The sequence below is a fragment of the Tateyamaria sp. Alg231-49 genome (genome assembly GCF_900143535.1).
GTDB lineage: Bacteria > Pseudomonadota > Alphaproteobacteria > Rhodobacterales > Rhodobacteraceae > Tateyamaria.
This window is the reverse complement of record NZ_FRFA01000019.1, coordinates 14,877-33,090: the sequence shown is the minus strand read 5'-3', so window position 1 is coordinate 33,090 and position 18,214 is coordinate 14,877. Positions and strand designations below refer to the sequence as shown.

Annotated in this window: 14 protein-coding genes and 1 tRNA gene; 9 read left to right on the top strand and 6 right to left on the bottom strand. The window is 56.6% G+C overall.

Features of this window, described 5'->3' with window-relative positions; translation table 11 throughout:
• Nucleotides 1-208 precede the first annotated feature (208 nt).
• The gene (locus DHN60_RS19460; RefSeq protein ID WP_108838986.1) at nt 209-1,954 is read left to right on the top strand and encodes a sugar phosphorylase; all 1,746 of its coding nucleotides are present in this window, start codon (nt 209-211) and stop codon (nt 1,952-1,954) included.
• Between the two features lie 22 nt (nt 1,955-1,976).
• Here DHN60_RS19460 and DHN60_RS19455 read toward each other — a convergent pair whose 3' ends face one another.
• The 3 genes from DHN60_RS19455 to DHN60_RS22410 form a co-directional block, all read right to left on the bottom strand.
• Nucleotides 1,977-3,203: a glycosyl transferase gene (locus tag DHN60_RS19455; protein ID WP_108838985.1), complete on the bottom strand. Its 1,227-nt coding sequence runs from the start codon at nt 3,201-3,203 to the stop codon at nt 1,977-1,979.
• Between the two features lie 11 nt (nt 3,204-3,214).
• A complete protein-coding gene (locus DHN60_RS19450) occupies nt 3,215-4,000 on the bottom strand; it encodes a mannosyl-3-phosphoglycerate phosphatase (RefSeq protein ID WP_108838984.1) in 786 nt (261 codons plus the stop codon).
• 235 nt (nt 4,001-4,235) lie between these two features.
• Complete coding sequence (locus DHN60_RS22410; RefSeq protein ID WP_159089302.1) at nt 4,236-4,400, bottom strand: hypothetical protein; 165 nt, start codon at nt 4,398-4,400, stop codon at nt 4,236-4,238.
• Nucleotides 4,401-5,006: 606 nt separating this feature from the next.
• On the opposite strand from DHN60_RS22410, the gene DHN60_RS19445 reads away from it, so the two are divergent.
• The 3 genes from DHN60_RS19445 to DHN60_RS22405 all read left to right on the top strand — a co-directional run bounded on the left by DHN60_RS19445 (nt 5,007) and on the right by DHN60_RS22405 (nt 9,127).
• Entirely contained in the window at nt 5,007-6,224 is a 1,218-nt protein-coding gene (locus tag DHN60_RS19445) for an FkbM family methyltransferase (protein ID WP_108838983.1), read from the top strand.
• 345 nt (nt 6,225-6,569) lie between these two features.
• Nucleotides 6,570-8,000, top strand: a complete 1,431-nt coding sequence (locus DHN60_RS19440; RefSeq protein WP_108838982.1) for a DUF1214 domain-containing protein — start codon at nt 6,570-6,572, stop codon at nt 7,998-8,000.
• 986 nt (nt 8,001-8,986) lie between these two features.
• Nucleotides 8,987-9,127: a hypothetical protein gene (locus DHN60_RS22405; protein ID WP_159089301.1), complete on the top strand. Its 141-nt coding sequence runs from the start codon at nt 8,987-8,989 to the stop codon at nt 9,125-9,127.
• A gap of 182 nt (nt 9,128-9,309) precedes the next feature.
• Here DHN60_RS22405 and DHN60_RS19435 read toward each other — a convergent pair.
• Nucleotides 9,310-9,396, bottom strand: a tRNA-Leu gene (locus DHN60_RS19435).
• 119 nt (nt 9,397-9,515) lie between these two features.
• Complete coding sequence (locus DHN60_RS19430) at nt 9,516-10,844, bottom strand: peptidoglycan-binding domain-containing protein (RefSeq protein WP_159089300.1); 1,329 nt, start codon at nt 10,842-10,844, stop codon at nt 9,516-9,518.
• A gap of 159 nt (nt 10,845-11,003) precedes the next feature.
• On the opposite strand from DHN60_RS19430, the gene DHN60_RS19425 reads away from it, so the two are divergent.
• Nucleotides 11,004-11,669, top strand: coding sequence for a DsbA family oxidoreductase (locus tag DHN60_RS19425; protein WP_108838980.1), 666 nt, complete (start codon nt 11,004-11,006; stop codon nt 11,667-11,669).
• A gap of 5 nt (nt 11,670-11,674) precedes the next feature.
• Nucleotides 11,675-12,328, top strand: a complete 654-nt coding sequence (lipB, locus tag DHN60_RS19420) for a lipoyl(octanoyl) transferase LipB (protein WP_108838979.1) — start codon at nt 11,675-11,677, stop codon at nt 12,326-12,328.
• Here the strand turns inward: lipB and DHN60_RS19415 are convergent.
• Nucleotides 12,325-14,682, bottom strand: coding sequence for a Hint domain-containing protein (locus tag DHN60_RS19415; RefSeq protein WP_108838978.1), 2,358 nt, complete (start codon nt 14,680-14,682; stop codon nt 12,325-12,327). The two genes, lipB and DHN60_RS19415, sit on opposite strands and share 4 nt — an antisense overlap.
• Nucleotides 14,683-14,996: 314 nt before the next feature.
• Here DHN60_RS19415 and ctaD point away from each other — a divergent pair, with 314 nt between their 5' ends.
• The 3 genes from ctaD (at nt 14,997) to DHN60_RS19400 (ending at nt 18,202) form a co-directional block, all read left to right on the top strand.
• Complete coding sequence (gene ctaD, locus DHN60_RS19410) at nt 14,997-16,670, top strand: cytochrome c oxidase subunit I (RefSeq protein ID WP_108838977.1); 1,674 nt, start codon at nt 14,997-14,999, stop codon at nt 16,668-16,670.
• A 325-nt stretch (nt 16,671-16,995) separates the two neighbouring features.
• Nucleotides 16,996-17,619 carry a peptidoglycan-binding domain-containing protein gene (locus tag DHN60_RS19405; protein ID WP_108838976.1) on the top strand — a complete coding sequence of 208 codons (624 nt, stop codon included), beginning with the start codon at nt 16,996-16,998 and terminating at the stop codon, nt 17,617-17,619.
• Nucleotides 17,620-17,713: 94 nt separating this feature from the next.
• Nucleotides 17,714-18,202 (top strand): DUF2244 domain-containing protein, encoded by a 489-nt coding sequence (locus DHN60_RS19400; protein ID WP_108838975.1) that lies wholly within the window; start codon nt 17,714-17,716, stop codon nt 18,200-18,202.
• Nucleotides 18,203-18,214 lie beyond the last annotated feature (12 nt).

Here is an 18,214-nt window from a genome sequence, read left to right as displayed (position 1 = left end):
CCCGATTGGACACAAAGCGTGCACAACGTGCAAGGCCCACCACGCACACAGAACAAGAGAGGTTCGCCGCGCAGGCCCTAACTTCTGTGCATTTGCAACACGATGGAGACACAGCATTCCCGAATCCGTTTGTTTTGACTAGGCAAGGCCGCGAAAACGGTGCTTCTCTCAAAGCACTGCAACTCAAAACACCGGACATAGCTGCGCGATGCTCCCAAGCAAAAACAACTTTGGCCAACGGCTGTCCAAACTGGTTGAACAGATCTATCCCGATCTCGACCGCGATATTCTGTCCAGCAAGATTGTGGACGCGTTCTGGCCCGAAGGCACCAAGCCGCGCAAACGGGGACGCCAACCCGCCAACAACCTGTGGACTGAAAAAGACGCCCTGCTGATTACCTATGGCAACTCCATCGTGGACGGGGTGCACAAACCGCTCGACCTGCTGCACGACTTTCTGTTGCGCAGGATGAAGGGTGTGGTCAACGGCGTGCACATCCTGCCCTTCTTTCCGTTCACCTCGGACGATGGCTTTGCCGTTTCTGATTTCCGTGCTGTAAACCCACAACTGGGCGACTGGCCGGACATCAACCGCATCGCAAACGAATTCCATCTTATGTCCGATCTGGTGCTGAACCACGTCTCAAGCCAGGGCGCGTGGTTTAATGCCTACCGGCAGGGCCAGTCCCCCTATGATCGGTTCTTTTTCGAGGCGTCGCCCGATGACGATCTCGACATGGTGGTCCGCCCGCGCACCACGCCGCTGTTGCAAAAGGTCGAAACCACGCATGGCGCGCGTCATGTTTGGTGCACGTTCAGCCACGACCAGATCGATCTGGATTTCCGCAATCCCGAAGTGCTTCTCGAATTCCTGCGCATCATCCGCCTGCATGTGGACAACGGGGTGCAGATCATTCGCCTCGATGCGGTGGCGTTCCTGTGGAAAGAAATCGGCTCGCCCTCGATCCACCTGCCCCAAACCCATGCGGTGGTGAAACTGATGCGCCTGCTGTGTGATTACGCGGCCGAGACGGTGATCCTGCTGACTGAAACCAACGTGCCCAAGGCCGAAAACCTGTCTTATTTCGGCAAACGGGACGAAGCGCACGCGATCTACAACTTCCCCCTGCCCCCGCTCATCCTGCATGCGATGATGTCGGGGTCGGCCGCCTATCTCCAAAAGTGGCAAAAGGGGATGCCGCCCGCGCAATTGGGCTGTGCCTACCTGAACTTTACCGCCAGCCATGATGGCATTGGCATGCGCCCCGCCGAAGGCATCCTGCCCAAAGAAGAGCAGGACAAGATGATCGACGTGATCAAGGACATTGGCGGGTTGGTGTCCATGCGCGCCCTGCCCGGCGGCGGTGAGGCGCCTTACGAGATCAACACCACTTTTTATGAGGCGACGGGGCGCACGTTTGACGGACCCGACGGCTATCACTTTGATCGCTTCATCTGTTCTCAGACTATTGTGATGTCGCTGGAAGGGATACCGGCCTTTTACATCCATTCGATGCTAGGCACGCGCAACGATCACGAACAGGTGGCGCGGCGCGGCATGAACCGTGCGATCAACCGACACAACTGGGACTATCCGTCACTGAACGCGGTGCTGGATGACCCAACCACGGCCCACGCACGTGTGCTCGCGGCGTTGTCAGACCGGTTGAAAATTCGCGCCGAACAACCCGCCTTTCACCCCAATGCCACGCAATTCACCATGTCCTTGCGGGATGACGTGTTTGGAGTCTGGCGCCAAAGCCTTGATCGCCATCAATCCATCTTTGCCCTGCATAATGTGAGTGCAAAGACGGTAGAGCTGGCCACCGATGCGATGAACCTGATTGATGATGAAGATTGGGTGGATCTGCTGACGGGCGAGGTGATTGACACGTCTGACGGTACGATCACGCTGGCACCCTATCAATGCCGGTGGATCACAAACCGGACTTGAACCGGTCTTCGTCTGTCGTCAATCAAACGCTTTGAAATTCGGCATCATCAGCGCGCGCCGCCGCCAGCATATCGGTCAAAAAGCTGGGATCAGCCGAATGCACGCGGTTCCACGTGGGTATAAACGGTGTCTCATGCGGGTTTTCGATAAACACCTGCCCGGCCCGCATGATATTTTCAGCAAACAACTCGATTGAACGTTCTTCGCTGTGCCGGTCAATGGACAGCCCGTTCATCTTGGCGTCGTTGTAATAGGCCTCAAGCAGATCCAACGCGCTGCGGTAATAGGTGGCCTTGAGTGTCCGGAACACATTGGCTGTAAAGACGGTTCCATCTGCGGCCAGCTTGCGAAAGATGGCCTTGCAGATGTCGGTGGACATGCGGCTAAGCCCCTCATTGGCGTCATCCGCACTGAGGTCCTGATGCTTGTGATCGTAAGCGTCCGAAATTTCGACCTGACAGACCGCCTTGGGCGCCAGATTACGCCAGGCTTCTGACAGCACCCCGATTTCGAGGCCCCAATCAGACGGGATACGCAAATCAGGCAGGATACCTGTGCGCATCGCAAATTCGCCCGACAGCGGATAGCGGAAACTACGCAGGTAATCGATATAGTCGCGATCCCCTATCACCCGCTTTAATGCGATCAGCAGCGGACTAACCAGTAGGCGCGTCACCCGCCCGTTCAAGCGATCCCCACCGATGCGCGGATAGTACCCCTTAGCCACCTGATAAGGAAAGTTCGGGTTCGCCACCGGGTACACAAGACGCGCCAGCATCTCGTTGTCATAGGTCAGGATGTCACAGTCGTGAATGGCCATCACCGCGCTGTCAGCACAGGCAATCAGATAACCAAGGGCTGACCACACATTCTTGCCCTTGCCCTGCTCTGCCGGATAAAGCCCCATCGCCTCAAGACGCCGCCCCAGTTCCAGCATGCGCGGACTGTCGTTCCAGATCACGATATGGTTCTGGTTCAACCCTTCAAAAAACGCTTTTGCATGACGAAACTGCGCCTCGTCTGCGCGATCAAGGCCGATGATGATCCGATGCAGATACGTCACCTTGGACAGTTCAGAGAGAATATGGGGCATCGCGTCCCCTTCCAGCTCTGAATAGAGGCAGGGGAGGATCAGGGAAATCTTGCGCGTCTGCGCAAAGGACACGAGTTCGTCGGCCAGTTCCGCCGAAGAGCGCGTGCGCAGATTGTGCAGGGTGGCAATGTTTCCGTTCTGGTGAAAGTCGGCCAAAAAGTCTGTCCTTACGTCAAGTTGTGTCGTGCCAAGAAATCCAACACCGCTTCGTTCCAAGCGGCAGGCCCTGCACCTGTTGTGCGGTGGATGCGCCCACCGTCTTCGCCGTTCAGCGGCGGCAACGGCGCACGGGCGGGATTGGCAATCACGACCCCGTAATCACATGCCTCCAGCATACTTATGTCGTTTGGCGCATCGCCAAGCGCGATTGTAATCTTGGGTGCGTATTCCATCTTTAGGGCGCTCACCCGTTCAGCTTTGGTTCCGCCAAAGGAAAGTGTCAGGAACCGCCCGCCTTGCTGCGCGACAATGCCCTGCTCTTGCAACTGGCTCAGAAACGCTTCTTTTTCCTCTTGCGATCCGTACCATGTGCCGGGTTCGGAAAATGCGCGCTGTTTCGCCTGATCGGCCCCTTTCGCGGACAAACCGGTTGCAGCAGACAACTCCGCCGCGCTCATGTCGTCAAAGCCTACAAACGAACTGCGCAACGCATCCGGCAACGCATCAAGGGCAGCCAGCAAACGCGTGTATTGATCCACCATGCTGTCGGGCGCCGCATGCGCGCCCAGCAACCCTGCGCCGTTTTCGACAATCGCAGGCCAGCCCGACAACCCCATTTCGCTGCGCAAGGCGTCAACCTCAACAGCCGTCTTGCTGCTGGCAAGAACAACCCCCGCCCCCACCTCTTTCAGCGCGTTAAGAGCGGGCCCCGCAGGTGTCCAGTCATAGGTGTGCTGATCGATCAGGGTGCCGTCCAGATCGGAGAACACCATAAGAGGCGGTGCAGTGGTCATGGCATATGCATGACAATGTGAGACGCGAACCGCAAGGTGGATGGCAGGGATTACCGCCGACGGGGCGAAACATCGTAAAAGTTGCACAGTCTTGGGTCAGACATGCGCGGTGGCTCTATCCAATCAAAATAAGCGGACGTTCCCGCGCGCGTGCAGCAAGAAATCACGCTGCACCGCGGTGGCGGTCGTACGCATCAATGGAGCGCATGATGCATTTGAAGGTATCGAATTGTTGTCAGATGAATTGTCGGGCTGAACGGTAGGCATTTATTGCTTTGCGCACCGCGCCAATGGCCCAGCCTTCTTTCACAAGCGCGCGTTCGACGTCTTCAATTGGGACCCCGCGAAACCTCTGCCAGATCAATGTCACCAACCGCGATACAGCTTCTTGCTTACTCATAACCAATCCTCAAACTCAATAAACTACATCTCTATAATACCACAAAAATTGTTCGGTTTTGTTGCGACCCAAGAAACAGACTGTTCTCGGCCTCAAACCAGCCCAGAAACGTCCGCCCATCACGCTTTCAAAACGCTGCGGGAAAGCCACTGCACACATGCAATGAAATGTATGGGAATTCATCTCATACCAGCGACCATTGCAACACGTCGGGTGCGGGGGATCATGTTTCTGGAGTCAGGACTCATAGCCATAGGCAGGACTTCAAATGACCAAAGAACCAACCACCTCTCAGAAGCTGCCACGACTCAAGTCGCCAGGCTTTGGGCATGCAAAACCAAAAGCTGACGGTTGGTGGCAAAGCGGACATTGATGCAAATTGCAGCGAACGACAACTCTGAGCCCGGAACGGCCGTTCAGCTATCCAAAGCTGTTGCTCATGTAGCAAACTTAGAAGCTCATGACGATATTGGGCGGGAAAGTTAAACGTATCCGCATCCGCGATGCAAGGGAATCCGTTTCGAACAAACGATCTGTGTGACTTGCAAGTGAGGCGGATATACGATTTCTGGGTGGCGTAAAGACTGACTGTACTCGGGATGAACCATGCAAGACTTCAAAATGCAGATGAAAGAGCTTTCAATTGCCGAAGCCCCACCGGTGTCCACGCGGTATCTTAGTAGCGAAACAGATTCATTTTTTCAAGATATGCGACTGGTGCTGGAGGGTCTCGCACAGTCGGAAGAGGTCACGAGGGATCCCCGTTCATCGGAGGGGATGGAACCGGATGGATACGACGTGCCCAAAGGTGCAGCTACCGCCGAGGACAGGGTTGCTCAGTCTATCGCGCTATTGGAGCGGCATTCAGACGAGTGGACTTGGCTCTACCAGGCGATGCACGATGATCTGTCGCGACAGACCCTCCTGACAGTACTGGCCTACCGCATACTGGGTTGGCCCTATGTACCGCTGCCGCTTGATTGCGCCGACTTCTGGTTAACGCGAGAGACGCTGGAAAACGTTGAGGCTGAGACGCCGGAAAAGTTTACTGAACCGGGTGGGGGGCAACTCTCTCTCTTTGATCTCAATCCGTTCGGTTTCAATGTGAAGATCTTCACGAAGGCATTCGGCGTCATCAACGAATTCTCTCATTCCCAATATGTGTACAGAGGCGCTGATCAGGTGATCGCGCCCGCGAAAGGTGACACCGTTCTGGATTGTGGCGCGTGTTTTGGTGGAACGTCGCTTTTCTTCCTGCACGCGGTCGGTGCAACCGGGCGAGTTTTCTCGTTCGAGTTTTCACCGAGCAATCTCGCCATTTTCCGACGGAATCTCGCATTGAATCCAGACCTGTCGCAGCGTTCGGACGTCGTTCAGGCCCCGGTTGGTGAAATTTCAGGACAAGCGTTCAGCGTAAGAGGGAGCGGGCCCGCGACGCATCTGGTCGTCGATAGCAGGTCTGCCACGCGCCGTTTGAAACACAAACTATTGTCTTTTGTCCTGCCTCGCTATCGGGAGTACCGAAACGAGGCGAAGGTCGAGACGCTGAGTATCGACGACCTCGCCGGGAGCAAGCCAATTGAGCGGATAGACTACATCAAGATGGATATTGAGGGTGCTGAACTGGCGGCCCTCAAAGGGGCGAAGAGGATTTTGGAACGCGACAGACCCACTTTGGCAATTTGCGTCTATCACAAGCTCGAAGACTTCCACACTATTCCGTCCTACATTGACGGGCTCGGATTGGGTTACGAGTTTTATCTGCAGCACGGGACCTTGCACAACGATGAAACCGTATTGTTTGCCAAAGCAAGGCTGAACTGACCCCCGAAAGCCATGCAGGTTTGGCGGTCATGTGTGGGAGCGGGACTGGAATTGCTCTGGCTGTTTCGATACGGGAATGTCGCAAGTGTCCGCACAGCGTTCGTTCGTACACACCGCAGCGAACGACTGCTCTGAGCCCAAAGCCGACGTTGATCTTAGGCCAGGTTTTGCAACCTTTACGAAGCTCAATTCTTTCCGAAAAAAGCCTGGCTTGGCAAATGCAATTGGGTTCCATCACGGAAATTTTGCAGCGGGACACGTTTTTCTTTTTTTGTTTTGACAACCCAAATTCAGCCCTACTTTCCACCGAAACAGCTCAATTACTTTGACGGAGATCTATAAACCATGAAAGAAGCTACAGTTGCGTTTGCAGTAGTTCTTGCCGGAACAACTTGGTTTGCCACCCAAACGATTGCGCAGAACGATGCGCTTCCGTCCGAGCTTTCGACACAGGAAAAGATGGTTCATCGCCGCGCTGTGGAAACCGCTGTTTGGGCGATGCCGCTGACGAACGCACTTGCGATGAGGGATGGTTTTGCAGAGGTGGGCTGTGATTACAACGTTGTCTGCTACTTCTCCAAGATCCAAGACTACAGGGCAGCGGTGACAACTCCAAATAATACGACGCCCTATGTGATGGCGTTTTGGAACATCGCCGACGGCCCCGTAATGATCGACGTGCCGCCCACGGAAGATGACCTCGGGCTTTGGGGTACGTTAATGGACATTTGGCAGCGCCCACTTGCCGACGTCGGTGCGAAAGGACGGGATAAAGGTGCTGGTGCTAGCTACCTCATTGTGCCTGAAGGATACGACGGGGACACGTTTGATGCGGATTATGTCCTGCCTCAAACAACGTTAAACGGTTATACACTCCTACGACCGATTATTCCCGATGCCTCACCCAATTCGTTGGCCGCGGCCGAAGAGTTCACCAAAAAACTGAAAATCTTCGACCCTGGGCAACCCGCGCAAACCCAGTACTTGGATGTACAGGGAATGGATATTGATGGCGTCGTTGAGTTCGATCGCTCGTTATTTGTGCTGATTGATGAGTTTGTTCAGAGCGAGAACCTTGAAGAACGAGATGCTGTTGCACTTGGAATGTTGCGCCGCTTGGGAATTGAAAAGGGGCGAGAGTTCACGCCCACAGAGCGCGAGCTTGAGATCCTCGATCATGCTGCAAATGAAGCGAAGGTTTTTCTGCAAGAAGCCTACTTCGACAATCATTCTGAGAAACAGGAAATGGGGAATGGATGGACGGTTCTAACCCCAGCGTCTTCTTATGAAACGACATTTAGTTGGCTCTTGGACTCTGGTGCGATTGCACTTGATGACCGTGGCAGCTCGTTCTTTGCATTTTATACCTCTGCCGAAGAGTTCAATCTGACGGCACCCCCCACGATGTATTTGCTGACCAGCAGGGATGCTGACGACGAACGCCTCGATGGAGGAACGACCTACAGTCTGGTTGTGCCACCTGATGTGCCCGTAAGCCAGTTCTGGTCGGTTTTGGTCTATGATTTCGAGGATGCAACCTTTCTTGACGGCTTCGAAAAGTATGGGGTCGCGTCGACAGAGGACCTTGAAGTCAACGAAGATGGCAGTGTACGCGTCGTCTTCGGTCCCGAACTACCAGACGGCGTTTCGGAATCGAACTATGTGCCCACAGCCACAGGAGGCGGGTGGTTTCCCTACTTTCGCTTTTACGGCCCAGGTGAAGCACTGTTCAGCGGCGACTACCAACTGCCCAAGATCGAAAAGTTTATCGAGTAGTCAATTTATGTCATGGACGTTGCGACACCGTTTTCGAGTATAACAGGTCCAATAGATGATAGTCGTGAAAGCGGGATCCTTGGTCTCGCGCAATTTTGCGCGTAGTTCGACCGCTTAGTCTTCGGACATAGCATGCAGCAAATGACTGCTTCGTCCGCAAGGCGGTGATTGGTGGGCGATGCGGCGAAAGGCTGCTTTGTCCGGAATAGCAGTCATTGGTGCAGACCGCCGTGATTGATCTCTCCACTGTACACCTTTCAACTCCGCCATTTATCCGAGGCTTCGCGAGACGGTGGCGTCACGCCATTTTGCTCAAGCCATTCTTTCAGAACCTCCCAAACGTCTGATGACGCAGGTGCGTCGCGATAGCGCGCGATTTCATCCGGCGCTTTAGCGAGGTCTGAGGGAACTGAATTGGGCCAAGCCATAAGTGGAGCATTAAGTGAACACCGGCTTCGCAAGTAATCAAAATTCGTTTATGATTTCGACAAAATACGAAAACGAAAATGGGTGGCATCGGCAGCGGAAGACACTGGTAATGGAACGTCAAGAACACCACAGCAAACTATCGCAGCATTGATGTGCGGCGGTGGGCGCGCGAGGGCTTCCTGACTCCGGGAAGGCGCTTTGGATGGCGATGGTCCATCGACGGCGAAAAGGTTGCCAATATCCAAGTGCAGACAGCGCACGGACAAGTCAGGCTCATTTATCGCAGCCGAGACTATGGCGACGAATGGGAGAGCCACGATTATCCTGTCCGCTTGCTTTCCCAGCCATGTCACTATGGCGGCTATCGCGAGTGGTTCGCCTGCCCGGCGCGCGGATGTGGGCGACGGGTGGCAAAGCTCTATGGGGGACAGATATTCGCGTGTCGGCATTGTTGTCAGCTAATTTACCCATCTCAGCGTGAAGCCGATTTTCAGCGCGGCCAACGGCAGGCCGACAAGATACGAGAGCGACTAGGCTAGGCGGATGACCCGGACCTGATGGAAGGTATCAAACCTAAAGGCATGTATTGGCGGACGTATCACCGGCTAGTGGACGAACTGGAGGACGCGGAATACCGCAGCACCCTTGGATGGGCGGATTTCATCTCTCAGAAGTTTGGCAACCTCAGCGACCTCTGATGGCGCTCGCTGCCTTTCTGTCGGATGCGTGGCCAATAAAGGCCAAAGATTCAGAAAGCCGAATCCTCAGTTTATGACCATCTTCAATGATCACCCACAGTGCCAAGGGTGGATATTGAGGTGGATACACGAACAATACATCCAGATGTATTGTTTAAAATCAATAAATTGATGGAAACATATGGTGCGGCCGGCGAGACTCGAACTCGCACGAGTGTTACCTCACAGCGACCTCAACGCTGCGCGTCTACCAATTCCGCCACGGCCGCATGCCTTGACTTGGTGAAGGGTCTTTAGCGGCGAACGCATCCCTTGCCAAGAGCACTTCGTAAAGAAAAACCGGGGCCCGCCAAGACCCCGGTCATTTGATGTTGCTGAGTGCGCGTCCTTAGTCGCTGGCAACGCCAAAGCTAGGCAGTGAAGCAGGCTGCACTTGCGGCTGCTGAGGGACCACACTGGAATTGGAAGTCCCAAGGCTGAGCGACGCTTTGCGCAAAAGCTCGGTACGCTCGGGCTGACCAGGGGCAAAGACAGCAGGCGCGCCGCTGTCCATTGCCCGGATGCCTTCGGCATACCAAACACGCGCCGTGTCCACCCGCTGAGATGTGCCGAACCCTTGGGCCAGATGGTGCCCCATCAATTCGCCATAGACATGATCCCCCATGGCATAAAGCATCAGGGCAGAGCCAAGGGCCACTTCCATGTTGTCCGTGCGATACCCGACACCCATGCAGATCTGCGCGGTGCCCTTAAGCTGCGCAGGCGACATGCCTGTGGTCAGGATGAACGCTGCCACGCCGCTCACAACTTCGGGCTGGGGTTTGAGCGCCAGAGCGGCCACATGAGGCTGCATCGCGGGGGCAAATTGTTCGCACTGGGCGGCAATCTGATCCGGGGTGAAGCCCTGCACCTTGGCTATCATATCTTCGCTCTTGGCAATGGCATAGGTGCGCGCAAGGCAGAACTGTTCGTTCAGCGCCACGTTGGGGTCGGTCATGGCCGCAGCCGTGGTAAAGCCGCCATTGCTGTTGGTCAGCAACGACACGGTGTTGCAATGCGACGCAAGCGATGGGGATGCGCCCCCGCCAAGGAAGCTCGGCAAACCAGCCGCAGGGGCTTCTGCCGCCGGTGCGGGCGCTGGGGCCGCGGCCACCACAGTCGTCGTTGTGGTGGTGGTCGCGGGGGCCGCAGGCTGTGGTGCCACAACAATCGTTGTGCCCTGAACAGGGGCCGCGGTCTGGCCCGCCAGTTCGGCGCGGTAGGTCTTGAGCAAGCCACGCGTGCCATCCGGGTTGGTCGCAACCTGTTGGGTGACCGCATAGCCACCGGCTTGGGCCCGGTTGTAGGAACTGATCAGCAGGTTCTGTTCAAACGGAGACAAATAGCCGGTGACAGGATAGCCAAGGTACGCCTGATAGGACGACACCGCATTGCGCGACCGCTGCCCCAACTGGCCATCCACCGTGCCCGCATTGAACCCGAAATAGTTTAGCGAGGCCTGAATCTCCCGCCCCTCTTGGGTCGAAGGAATCCGGGGACGGGCATAGGTGCTGGACGATGACTTTCTGCGTTGACTGTTTTTGGTTGCGGCATGGCCGATGACCCCGCCGATAATGGCTCCGGCCACAAAGTCACCCGCATCCGCAGCAACTCGGCTTGCAGGGAGTATGGCGAATGACAGGGCTAGAACGGATGCAGTAATGGTCTTGGTGAGCATGAAAAATCTCCTGAATAATACATCATCAGCGTACCATCGGTTCGGGATTCGCACAGTCATTATTTCCTTACCCGCCCCCTCGCACAGTCAACCCTGCTTGAATTATACGCAAATGTGCATGATGTAGGTTTGCACCCCTGCAAAAGGACCGCCCCACAGATGAGCACCCCAGACACAGCCCCCGTGATCCAGATCGACATCGTGTCTGACGTGATGTGCCCGTGGTGCATCGTCGGATTTCGCCAGCTCGAACAAGCGCTTGGCGTCACTGGCATGGGTGCTCAAATTCGCTGGCAACCGTTCGAGTTGAACCCCGCCATGGGACCTGAAGGGCAGAACCTGAGCGAGCATATCGCAGAGAAGTACGGTTCAAGCCCCGAACAGTCGGCGCAAAACCGCGCGCAGCTGCAACAGCTTGGGGCAACTCTGGGCATCGACTTTCAGTTTTCGCCGGACAGCAAAATCGTAAACAGTTTTGCTGCCCATCAACTGTTGGAATTTGCGCTGAGCGTTGGGTTGCAACACCCGCTGAAACTGGCGCTGTTTGAGGCTCATTTCACCAAGCAGCGCGACGTGTCCGACCAGCAGGTGTTGCTGGACGTAGCCGAATCCGTCGGCATTGTGCGCGATGACGCGGCGCAGGTGCTTGAGTCCGGCGCGCTGGCCGACTCCGTACGTGAAAAACAGGCGTTCTGGACGGGGCACGGCATTTCGGGCGTGCCGTCCATGATCTTTGCACAAAAATACCTCGTGACAGGGGCGCAGGGCGCAGATGCTTACGCGCAAATCCTGCGGCAAGTCGCCCAAGAAGAAGCAGCCGCCTGATCCCCATGGTCGAATGGATCACCACTGAGGGCCTCACCGATTACCGCCAGGCCGAGGCATGGATGGAGGCGCGCGCCACCGCCATTGCGGCAGGCGAGGCCGATGAATGCATATGGCTGCTCGAACACCCCCCTTTGTACACCGCAGGCACCTCGGCCAAGGCAGAAGACCTCACGGACCCCGACCGCTTTGACGTGTTCGAAACCCGGCGCGGCGGCCAATACACCTATCATGGCCCGGGCCAGCGAGTGGCCTACACGCTGCTGGATGTGGGCAAACGCGGCCAAGATGTGCGCGCCTTTGTGCACCAGCTTGAATCGTGGGTGATCGCCACGCTGGATACCTTCAACGTGCGCGGTGAAATTCGGCAGGGCCGCGTCGGCGTCTGGGTTGAACGACCAGAAAAGCCCCCCCTGCCCGACGGATCACCGGCAGAAGACAAGATCGCCGCCATCGGTATCCGCCTGCGCAAATGGGTCAGCTTTCACGGGCTGTCGATCAACGTTGAACCGGACCTGTCTCATTTTGACGGCATCGTGCCCTGTGGGATTGCAGATCACGGCGTGACATCTCTGGTTGACCTTGGCCTGCCCGTCACCATGGACGATGTGGATGTCGCCTTGAAACAGCGGTTCACGCAGATTTTCGGCGCGGATTAGCCCAGCAAACCTGCAAACGCACGCGCCTCATAGCCCTTGACGGCTGGGCGGGCACATTTGCTGGCACAAGCCAAAAGTTCTGGGAACATCCGCGCGATTTCAGCCGCAACAGCATCCTCTTCACTATGGCCATATTCAACCGCTTCAGCCGCCTCGCGGGTGAGGTGAAAGCTTTCGGTCGCGGCCCCTTCGGCAAAGATGATCTCGTGGCTGTCCATCAAGATGTGATAATAGGTGATGCGTGGACGCGGCGCACGGTAGACCAGATCGCCGCGCACAAGGTTCGCTGCACTCACCAGCACCTCATCCGCTCCAAACAACATCTGTCCCCGCCAGTCCGAAATCAACATCCGGTGCGCCGGCGACACCAGCAGATCGCGGGTGTTGCCAAGGGCACCAGCACAGATGTGGATCGGCGCAAGGTCGCCGCGCGCATCCACTTCGCGGCGCAAGACCGCGCGTACAAGACGGTTGCCATTGTCCAACGTCTTCAGACGCATACCCTTGCGCAACTTTTCCACAGGCACCGGACCATCAACGCTTTCGATCAGGGTACCGCGCGTGAAACAGGCCACGTTGGTGTTGTCAAAAGTCAGATCACTGCCCGGCACTCCGGTGAACGTGAGAGACCCACCAAGGGCGGTGTTGTCCGTGAAGTCGCCAACCGACTGGTCAAGAATACCGTTGTCCGCAAGGTCGGCCCGCAACTCGCCCAGATGGGTATAAAATGCAGACAGGTCGATAAAGTCGTTGTTGGCCTGATCGTCATCCTCGATCCCACCGGTGTTGCCGGTGTTAAAGTCCGTGATGACATCGTCGCCGTCGCCAGAGGTGTAGACAAAGACGTCATCGCCATCCCCGCCCGTCAACGTGTCATTGCCCGTCCCGCCAGTGATCGTATCGTTGGCGGTGTCGACGCGGACCACGCTGAAATTGTCGATCGCAAAACTTTCGTTTGCGATCGTGCTGTTGAGATCCGAGCCAAAGCCAATCGTCAGACTGCCCGGAGCATCCGTGATGGTCAGCGCGACATTGAGGATCGCATCGTCACCGGTAGAGTAACCAAGGTCGCCCTGTGCCTGATTGGTGAAGGTAAAGCTGTATGTCGCGCCGTCCGGTCCGACAAATGCCTGTGGAGCCGGGTCGCTTGCATCCCCTTCAAGATACGGCACGCGGACTTCGGTGCCGTTGACAGTGATGATAAAATCTTCGCCGTTCCAAGTGTCCAACAGCAGAGCGTCGAACGCCACGTTGATCTGTTCGGCGTCAGAGCCGATATCAAAGGTGCGCTGGGTCGCGATTGTGCCATCCGGGCTGCCGAAACGGCCCAAAGAGGTGCCAAGGCCGGAATCCGTTTCGGTCTGGTTATTGGACCAGCCCTCAACCGTGCCCTCAAAATCATCCTTGTAAATAGTCGTCTCGATAGATCCGTCATCGCCTGTGATAACGTCATCGCCCGAACCACCTTCGAGTTCGTCCGATCCGGCACCACCCTCAAGGGTGTCATTGCCGCCATCTCCGGTCAGGCTGTCATCGCCCGTCCCGCCGATCAAACTGTCATTGTCGGCACCACCTATCAGCGTGTCATCGCCGCCGTCGCCGGAAACGGTGTCATCGCCCGCACCGCCATCCAGTACATCATCGCCCTCGACCCCTGCCGGGGTGCCAGTGACAGAATTCAGCGGACCCGGAGGGATGCCAATCATGTCAGTGGTCAAAAGGTCTTCAGCGGCGCCGCCTGTGTCGGGGCCTGAAATCGTCGCCGACAGAACATCCGCGCCCTGGTTTTCCCAATAGCGGATCTGGATGGTGTAGGTTTCGTTGGGGTCAAGCTCGACATCGCCGTAGCGCGTTCTGGCACCTTGGTGGAAGTCATTGTTCAAATAATCCAGCGTGCCACCAGTCTGGTTGTCAAAGGACAATGGATTGCCGCTGGAATCAAATATCTGAATGGTTGAGCCATCATCAGAACGCGTCGTCAAACGGTAGGTACCGCCCAAAGTCGTGTTTAGCGTGCTGGTGTAGATGACACCGAAATCCGCAGGGTTGTTCACCCCGTCATTGCGCAATGTGCTGGTTAATCCACTTTCATTGAAATCAGTGACGTAACCCGTTCCGGTCAGTGTCCCGTTTTCAATGTCAAAAGCTTGTCCAGCGCTTGAACTGAAATTGTAATCATACGCCTCAAACAGCCAACTGCCCGCAACCGGACCGTCCCCGCTCAGAACGTCAGCGCCCGCGCCGCCATTGATGGTGTCAGAGCCAAGCGCACCCGTCAGCGTGTCCGTCCCGGTGGTGCCGGAAATGACCTGATCGTCCTCAGTGCCTGGATTCGTATTGTCGTTGGTTGCCATATTACTCAATCACTCAATAAATACTGTGCCTTGCGCACATTTGACGGTGACGTACTCGGCAAATTCGGTCGAACAATGAACGAAGTTTGACGACCACTTAGCAAAAATGCGGCATTATTCTGCGACAGGCCCAACTTCATGGCATGGCAGAGTAGGAAAAAGCGGCAATTTGGGCGACAATGCGCGACAATTCACCCCGGTTAAACGTGAGATCAGTTATTGAAGCGCTGAGTGCAAAACTCTAGAACGGGTCCAACGCATTGCGTGGTAGGGAACCCCGCGCGCGGCGAGAACACATATTTAGGAGGCACCGCATGGCAGACGCAGCCATTCACGGCCACGAACACGAAGACGAGCGCGGGTTTTTCACTCGCTGGTTCATGTCCACCAACCACAAAGACATTGGTATTCTGTACCTGATCGTTTCAGCCGTCGTCGGCTTTGTGTCGGTGGCCTTTACCGTTTACATGCGCCTTGAGCTGATGGACCCCGGTGTCCAGTACATGTGCATGGAAGGCGCGCGCCTCACAGCGGCTGCCGCTGGCGAATGTACGCCCAACGGGCATCTTTGGAATGTTCTGATCACGGGTCACGGCATTCTCATGATGTTCTTTGTGGTCATCCCTGCCCTCTTTGGCGGATTTGGCAACTATTTCATGCCCTTGCAGATCGGCGCGCCGGACATGGCGTTCCCACGGATGAACAACCTGTCTTTCTGGCTTTACGTCGCAGGCACCACGCTGGCGATTTGTTCGGTGCTGGCACCGGGTGGCAATGGTCAGCTTGGATCAGGTGTCGGCTGGGTGCTGTATCCGCCGCTGTCGACCAACGAACAGGGTATGTCCATGGACCTTGCGATCTTCGCGGTCCACGTGTCGGGCGCGTCCTCGATCCTTGGTGCGATCAACATGATCACGACATTCCTGAACATGCGTGCCCCTGGCATGTCCCTGTTCAAAGTGCCGCTGTTCTCGTGGTCGATCTTCATCACAAGCTGGCTGATCCTGCTGTCCCTGCCTGTTCTGGCCGGTGCGATCACCATGCTGCTGATGGACCGTAACTTTGGCTTTACCTTCTTTGATCCTGCCGGTGGCGGCGACCCTGTGCTGTACCAGCACATCCTGTGGTTCTTCGGACACCCAGAGGTCTACATCATCATCCTGCCCGGCTTCGGCATCATCAGCCACGTCATTGCGACGTTCTCGCGCAAGCCCGTTTTCGGCTACCTGCCGATGGTCTGGGCGTTGATCGCCATTGGTGTGCTGGGTTTTGTCGTGTGGGCGCACCACATGTACACGGTCGGTATGTCGCTGAACCAACAGGCCTACTTTATGCTGGCCACGATGGTCATCGCGGTGCCCACAGGGGTCAAGATCTTTAGCTGGATCGCGACCATGTGGGGCGGTTCGGTTGAGCTGAAAACACCCATGCTGTGGGCCTTCGGCTTCCTGTTCCTGTTCACCTTGGGTGGCGTTACAGGCATCGTTCTGTCGCAGGCTGCGGTCGATCGCTATTATCACGACACCTACTATGTGGTGGCTCACTTCCACTACGTGATGTCGCTTGGGGCCGTGTTCTGCATCTTTGCGGGGATCTACTTCTACTTCCCCAAGATGACGGGTCGCATGTACCCTGAATGGGCGGGCAAACTGCACTTCTGGACAATGTTTATCGGGGCCAACCTGACCTTCTTCCCCCAACACTTCTTGGGTCGTCAGGGCATGCCACGTCGTTACATCGACTATCCCGAGGCATTCGCCTACTGGAACGCATGGTCCTCATGGGGCGCGTTCCTGAGCTTTGCGTCGTTCCTGTTCTTCTTTGGGGTGATCATCTACTCGCTGCGCAAAGGTGCGGTGGTGACAGAAAACAACCCATGGAACGAGTATGCGGACACGCTGGAATGGACACTGCCCAGCCCACCGCCAGAGCACACGTTCGAAATCCTGCCAAAGCAGGAAGACTGGGACAAACAGCATTCGCACTAGCAAAGCTGTAAAGTGAAAATTCAAAAGGCCCCGGTGTCACGCTGGGGCCTTTTGCTTTGGTACGCCACGGCGATCAGGCACCTGCCAGCACCCTGCCCGCCGCGCCCCACTTGATATGCAATAACAAAGCGCCTGTTCCGGCAGGACGCTGCCTGTCAAACCCGCACCTTTGGCAGACCCTCGCCGGGCCACACAGGCAAAAGCCGTGCGCCCTTTTCGGCGCGCCAACCCGGAACATACTCTTTCTCAACTGCCACCCCGTGGATCACGCCGCCCAAACGCTGTGCCTCGTCTGTCGCAGGACCAAGAAAAAAGGACCCAACACATGTTACCGATCAAACTTACATCCGCCGTTCTGGCAACCGCGCTCACCCTTGTCCCCGCCACGCGAGCAAGCGCCGATACCCGCGACTTCCTGGCCGGTGCCGTCCTTGGCGGCGTGGCCGGTGCGCTGATCCAAAAAGAGGTGCGCAAACAAAAACTGGCACGCGAGGAACAGCAACGCCTGCGGTCCCGTGCCGCCGCCCCGCAGACCTACACCTCGGCACCCCGCCGCGCGGCTCCGAAAAAGACGTATCGCACCAGCATCCCGGCGACACCGGAAGGGCGCGAGATTCAGTCGTCGCTCGCCTACTTCGGATTTAACGCGGGGCACATAGACGGGCGCATCGGGCCCGCCACACGCCGCGCCATTTCCGAATACCAAAGCTATATGGGCTATGACGAAACAGGCACCCTGACCAGCTTTCAGCAAAAACTGCTGACCAGTTCTTACCTTCGGGCAGAAGCCGCCGGGGACACAACGCTTGGCACCATTGCGAGCCTGCCCGACGGCACCAAAGGCCTGCTCAAACTTTACCGCGAAGACCTGGCCTCAGGTGCCACGCAACAGCGCAACCTTACCCCTGCCCCCTCAAGCGCGCCGCTCACAGGCGCGATTGATCTTTAGGACTTCGCAAGGCTCACCATCTGTCGCGGGACGCACACTGCCCCGCGACACCCTGCCCTTCGACTTTTTGGCTGCGGGCCATATACTCTTCCCCATGCCCTATCAGTGGACAACAGCACCAGACGCACCAACGCAGGAACTGCACCTGTGGCCACACAACTCCCTGCCGCAAAAAGGCATGGCGGCGTTTGTGCTGTCCACGTTCACCCTGATCCTGATTCCGGCCCTGCCGCTTCTGGGCAGCGTGGTGCTGTGGGGGCTGTTGCCGTTCCTGATGCTGGCGGTGTGGGGCATCTACTTTGCATTGCGGCGCAATCGGCGGGCGCGACAAATCATCGAAGTGCTGACCCTCAGCGACGATCAGGCACATCTGGTTCGCACCAATCCAAAGGGCGACACACAAGAATGGGACTGCAACCGCTACTGGGCGCAAGTGATCAAATACGACCGCGAGGGGCCAGTGCCGCAATATGTGACGCTCAAAGGCATGGGACGCGAAGTCGAAATCGGCGCGTTTTTGAGCGAAGAAGAGCGCGTCGCCCTTTATGACGATCTGATAAAGGCGCTGAAACCGACCAACTAAAAGAGTACAGCA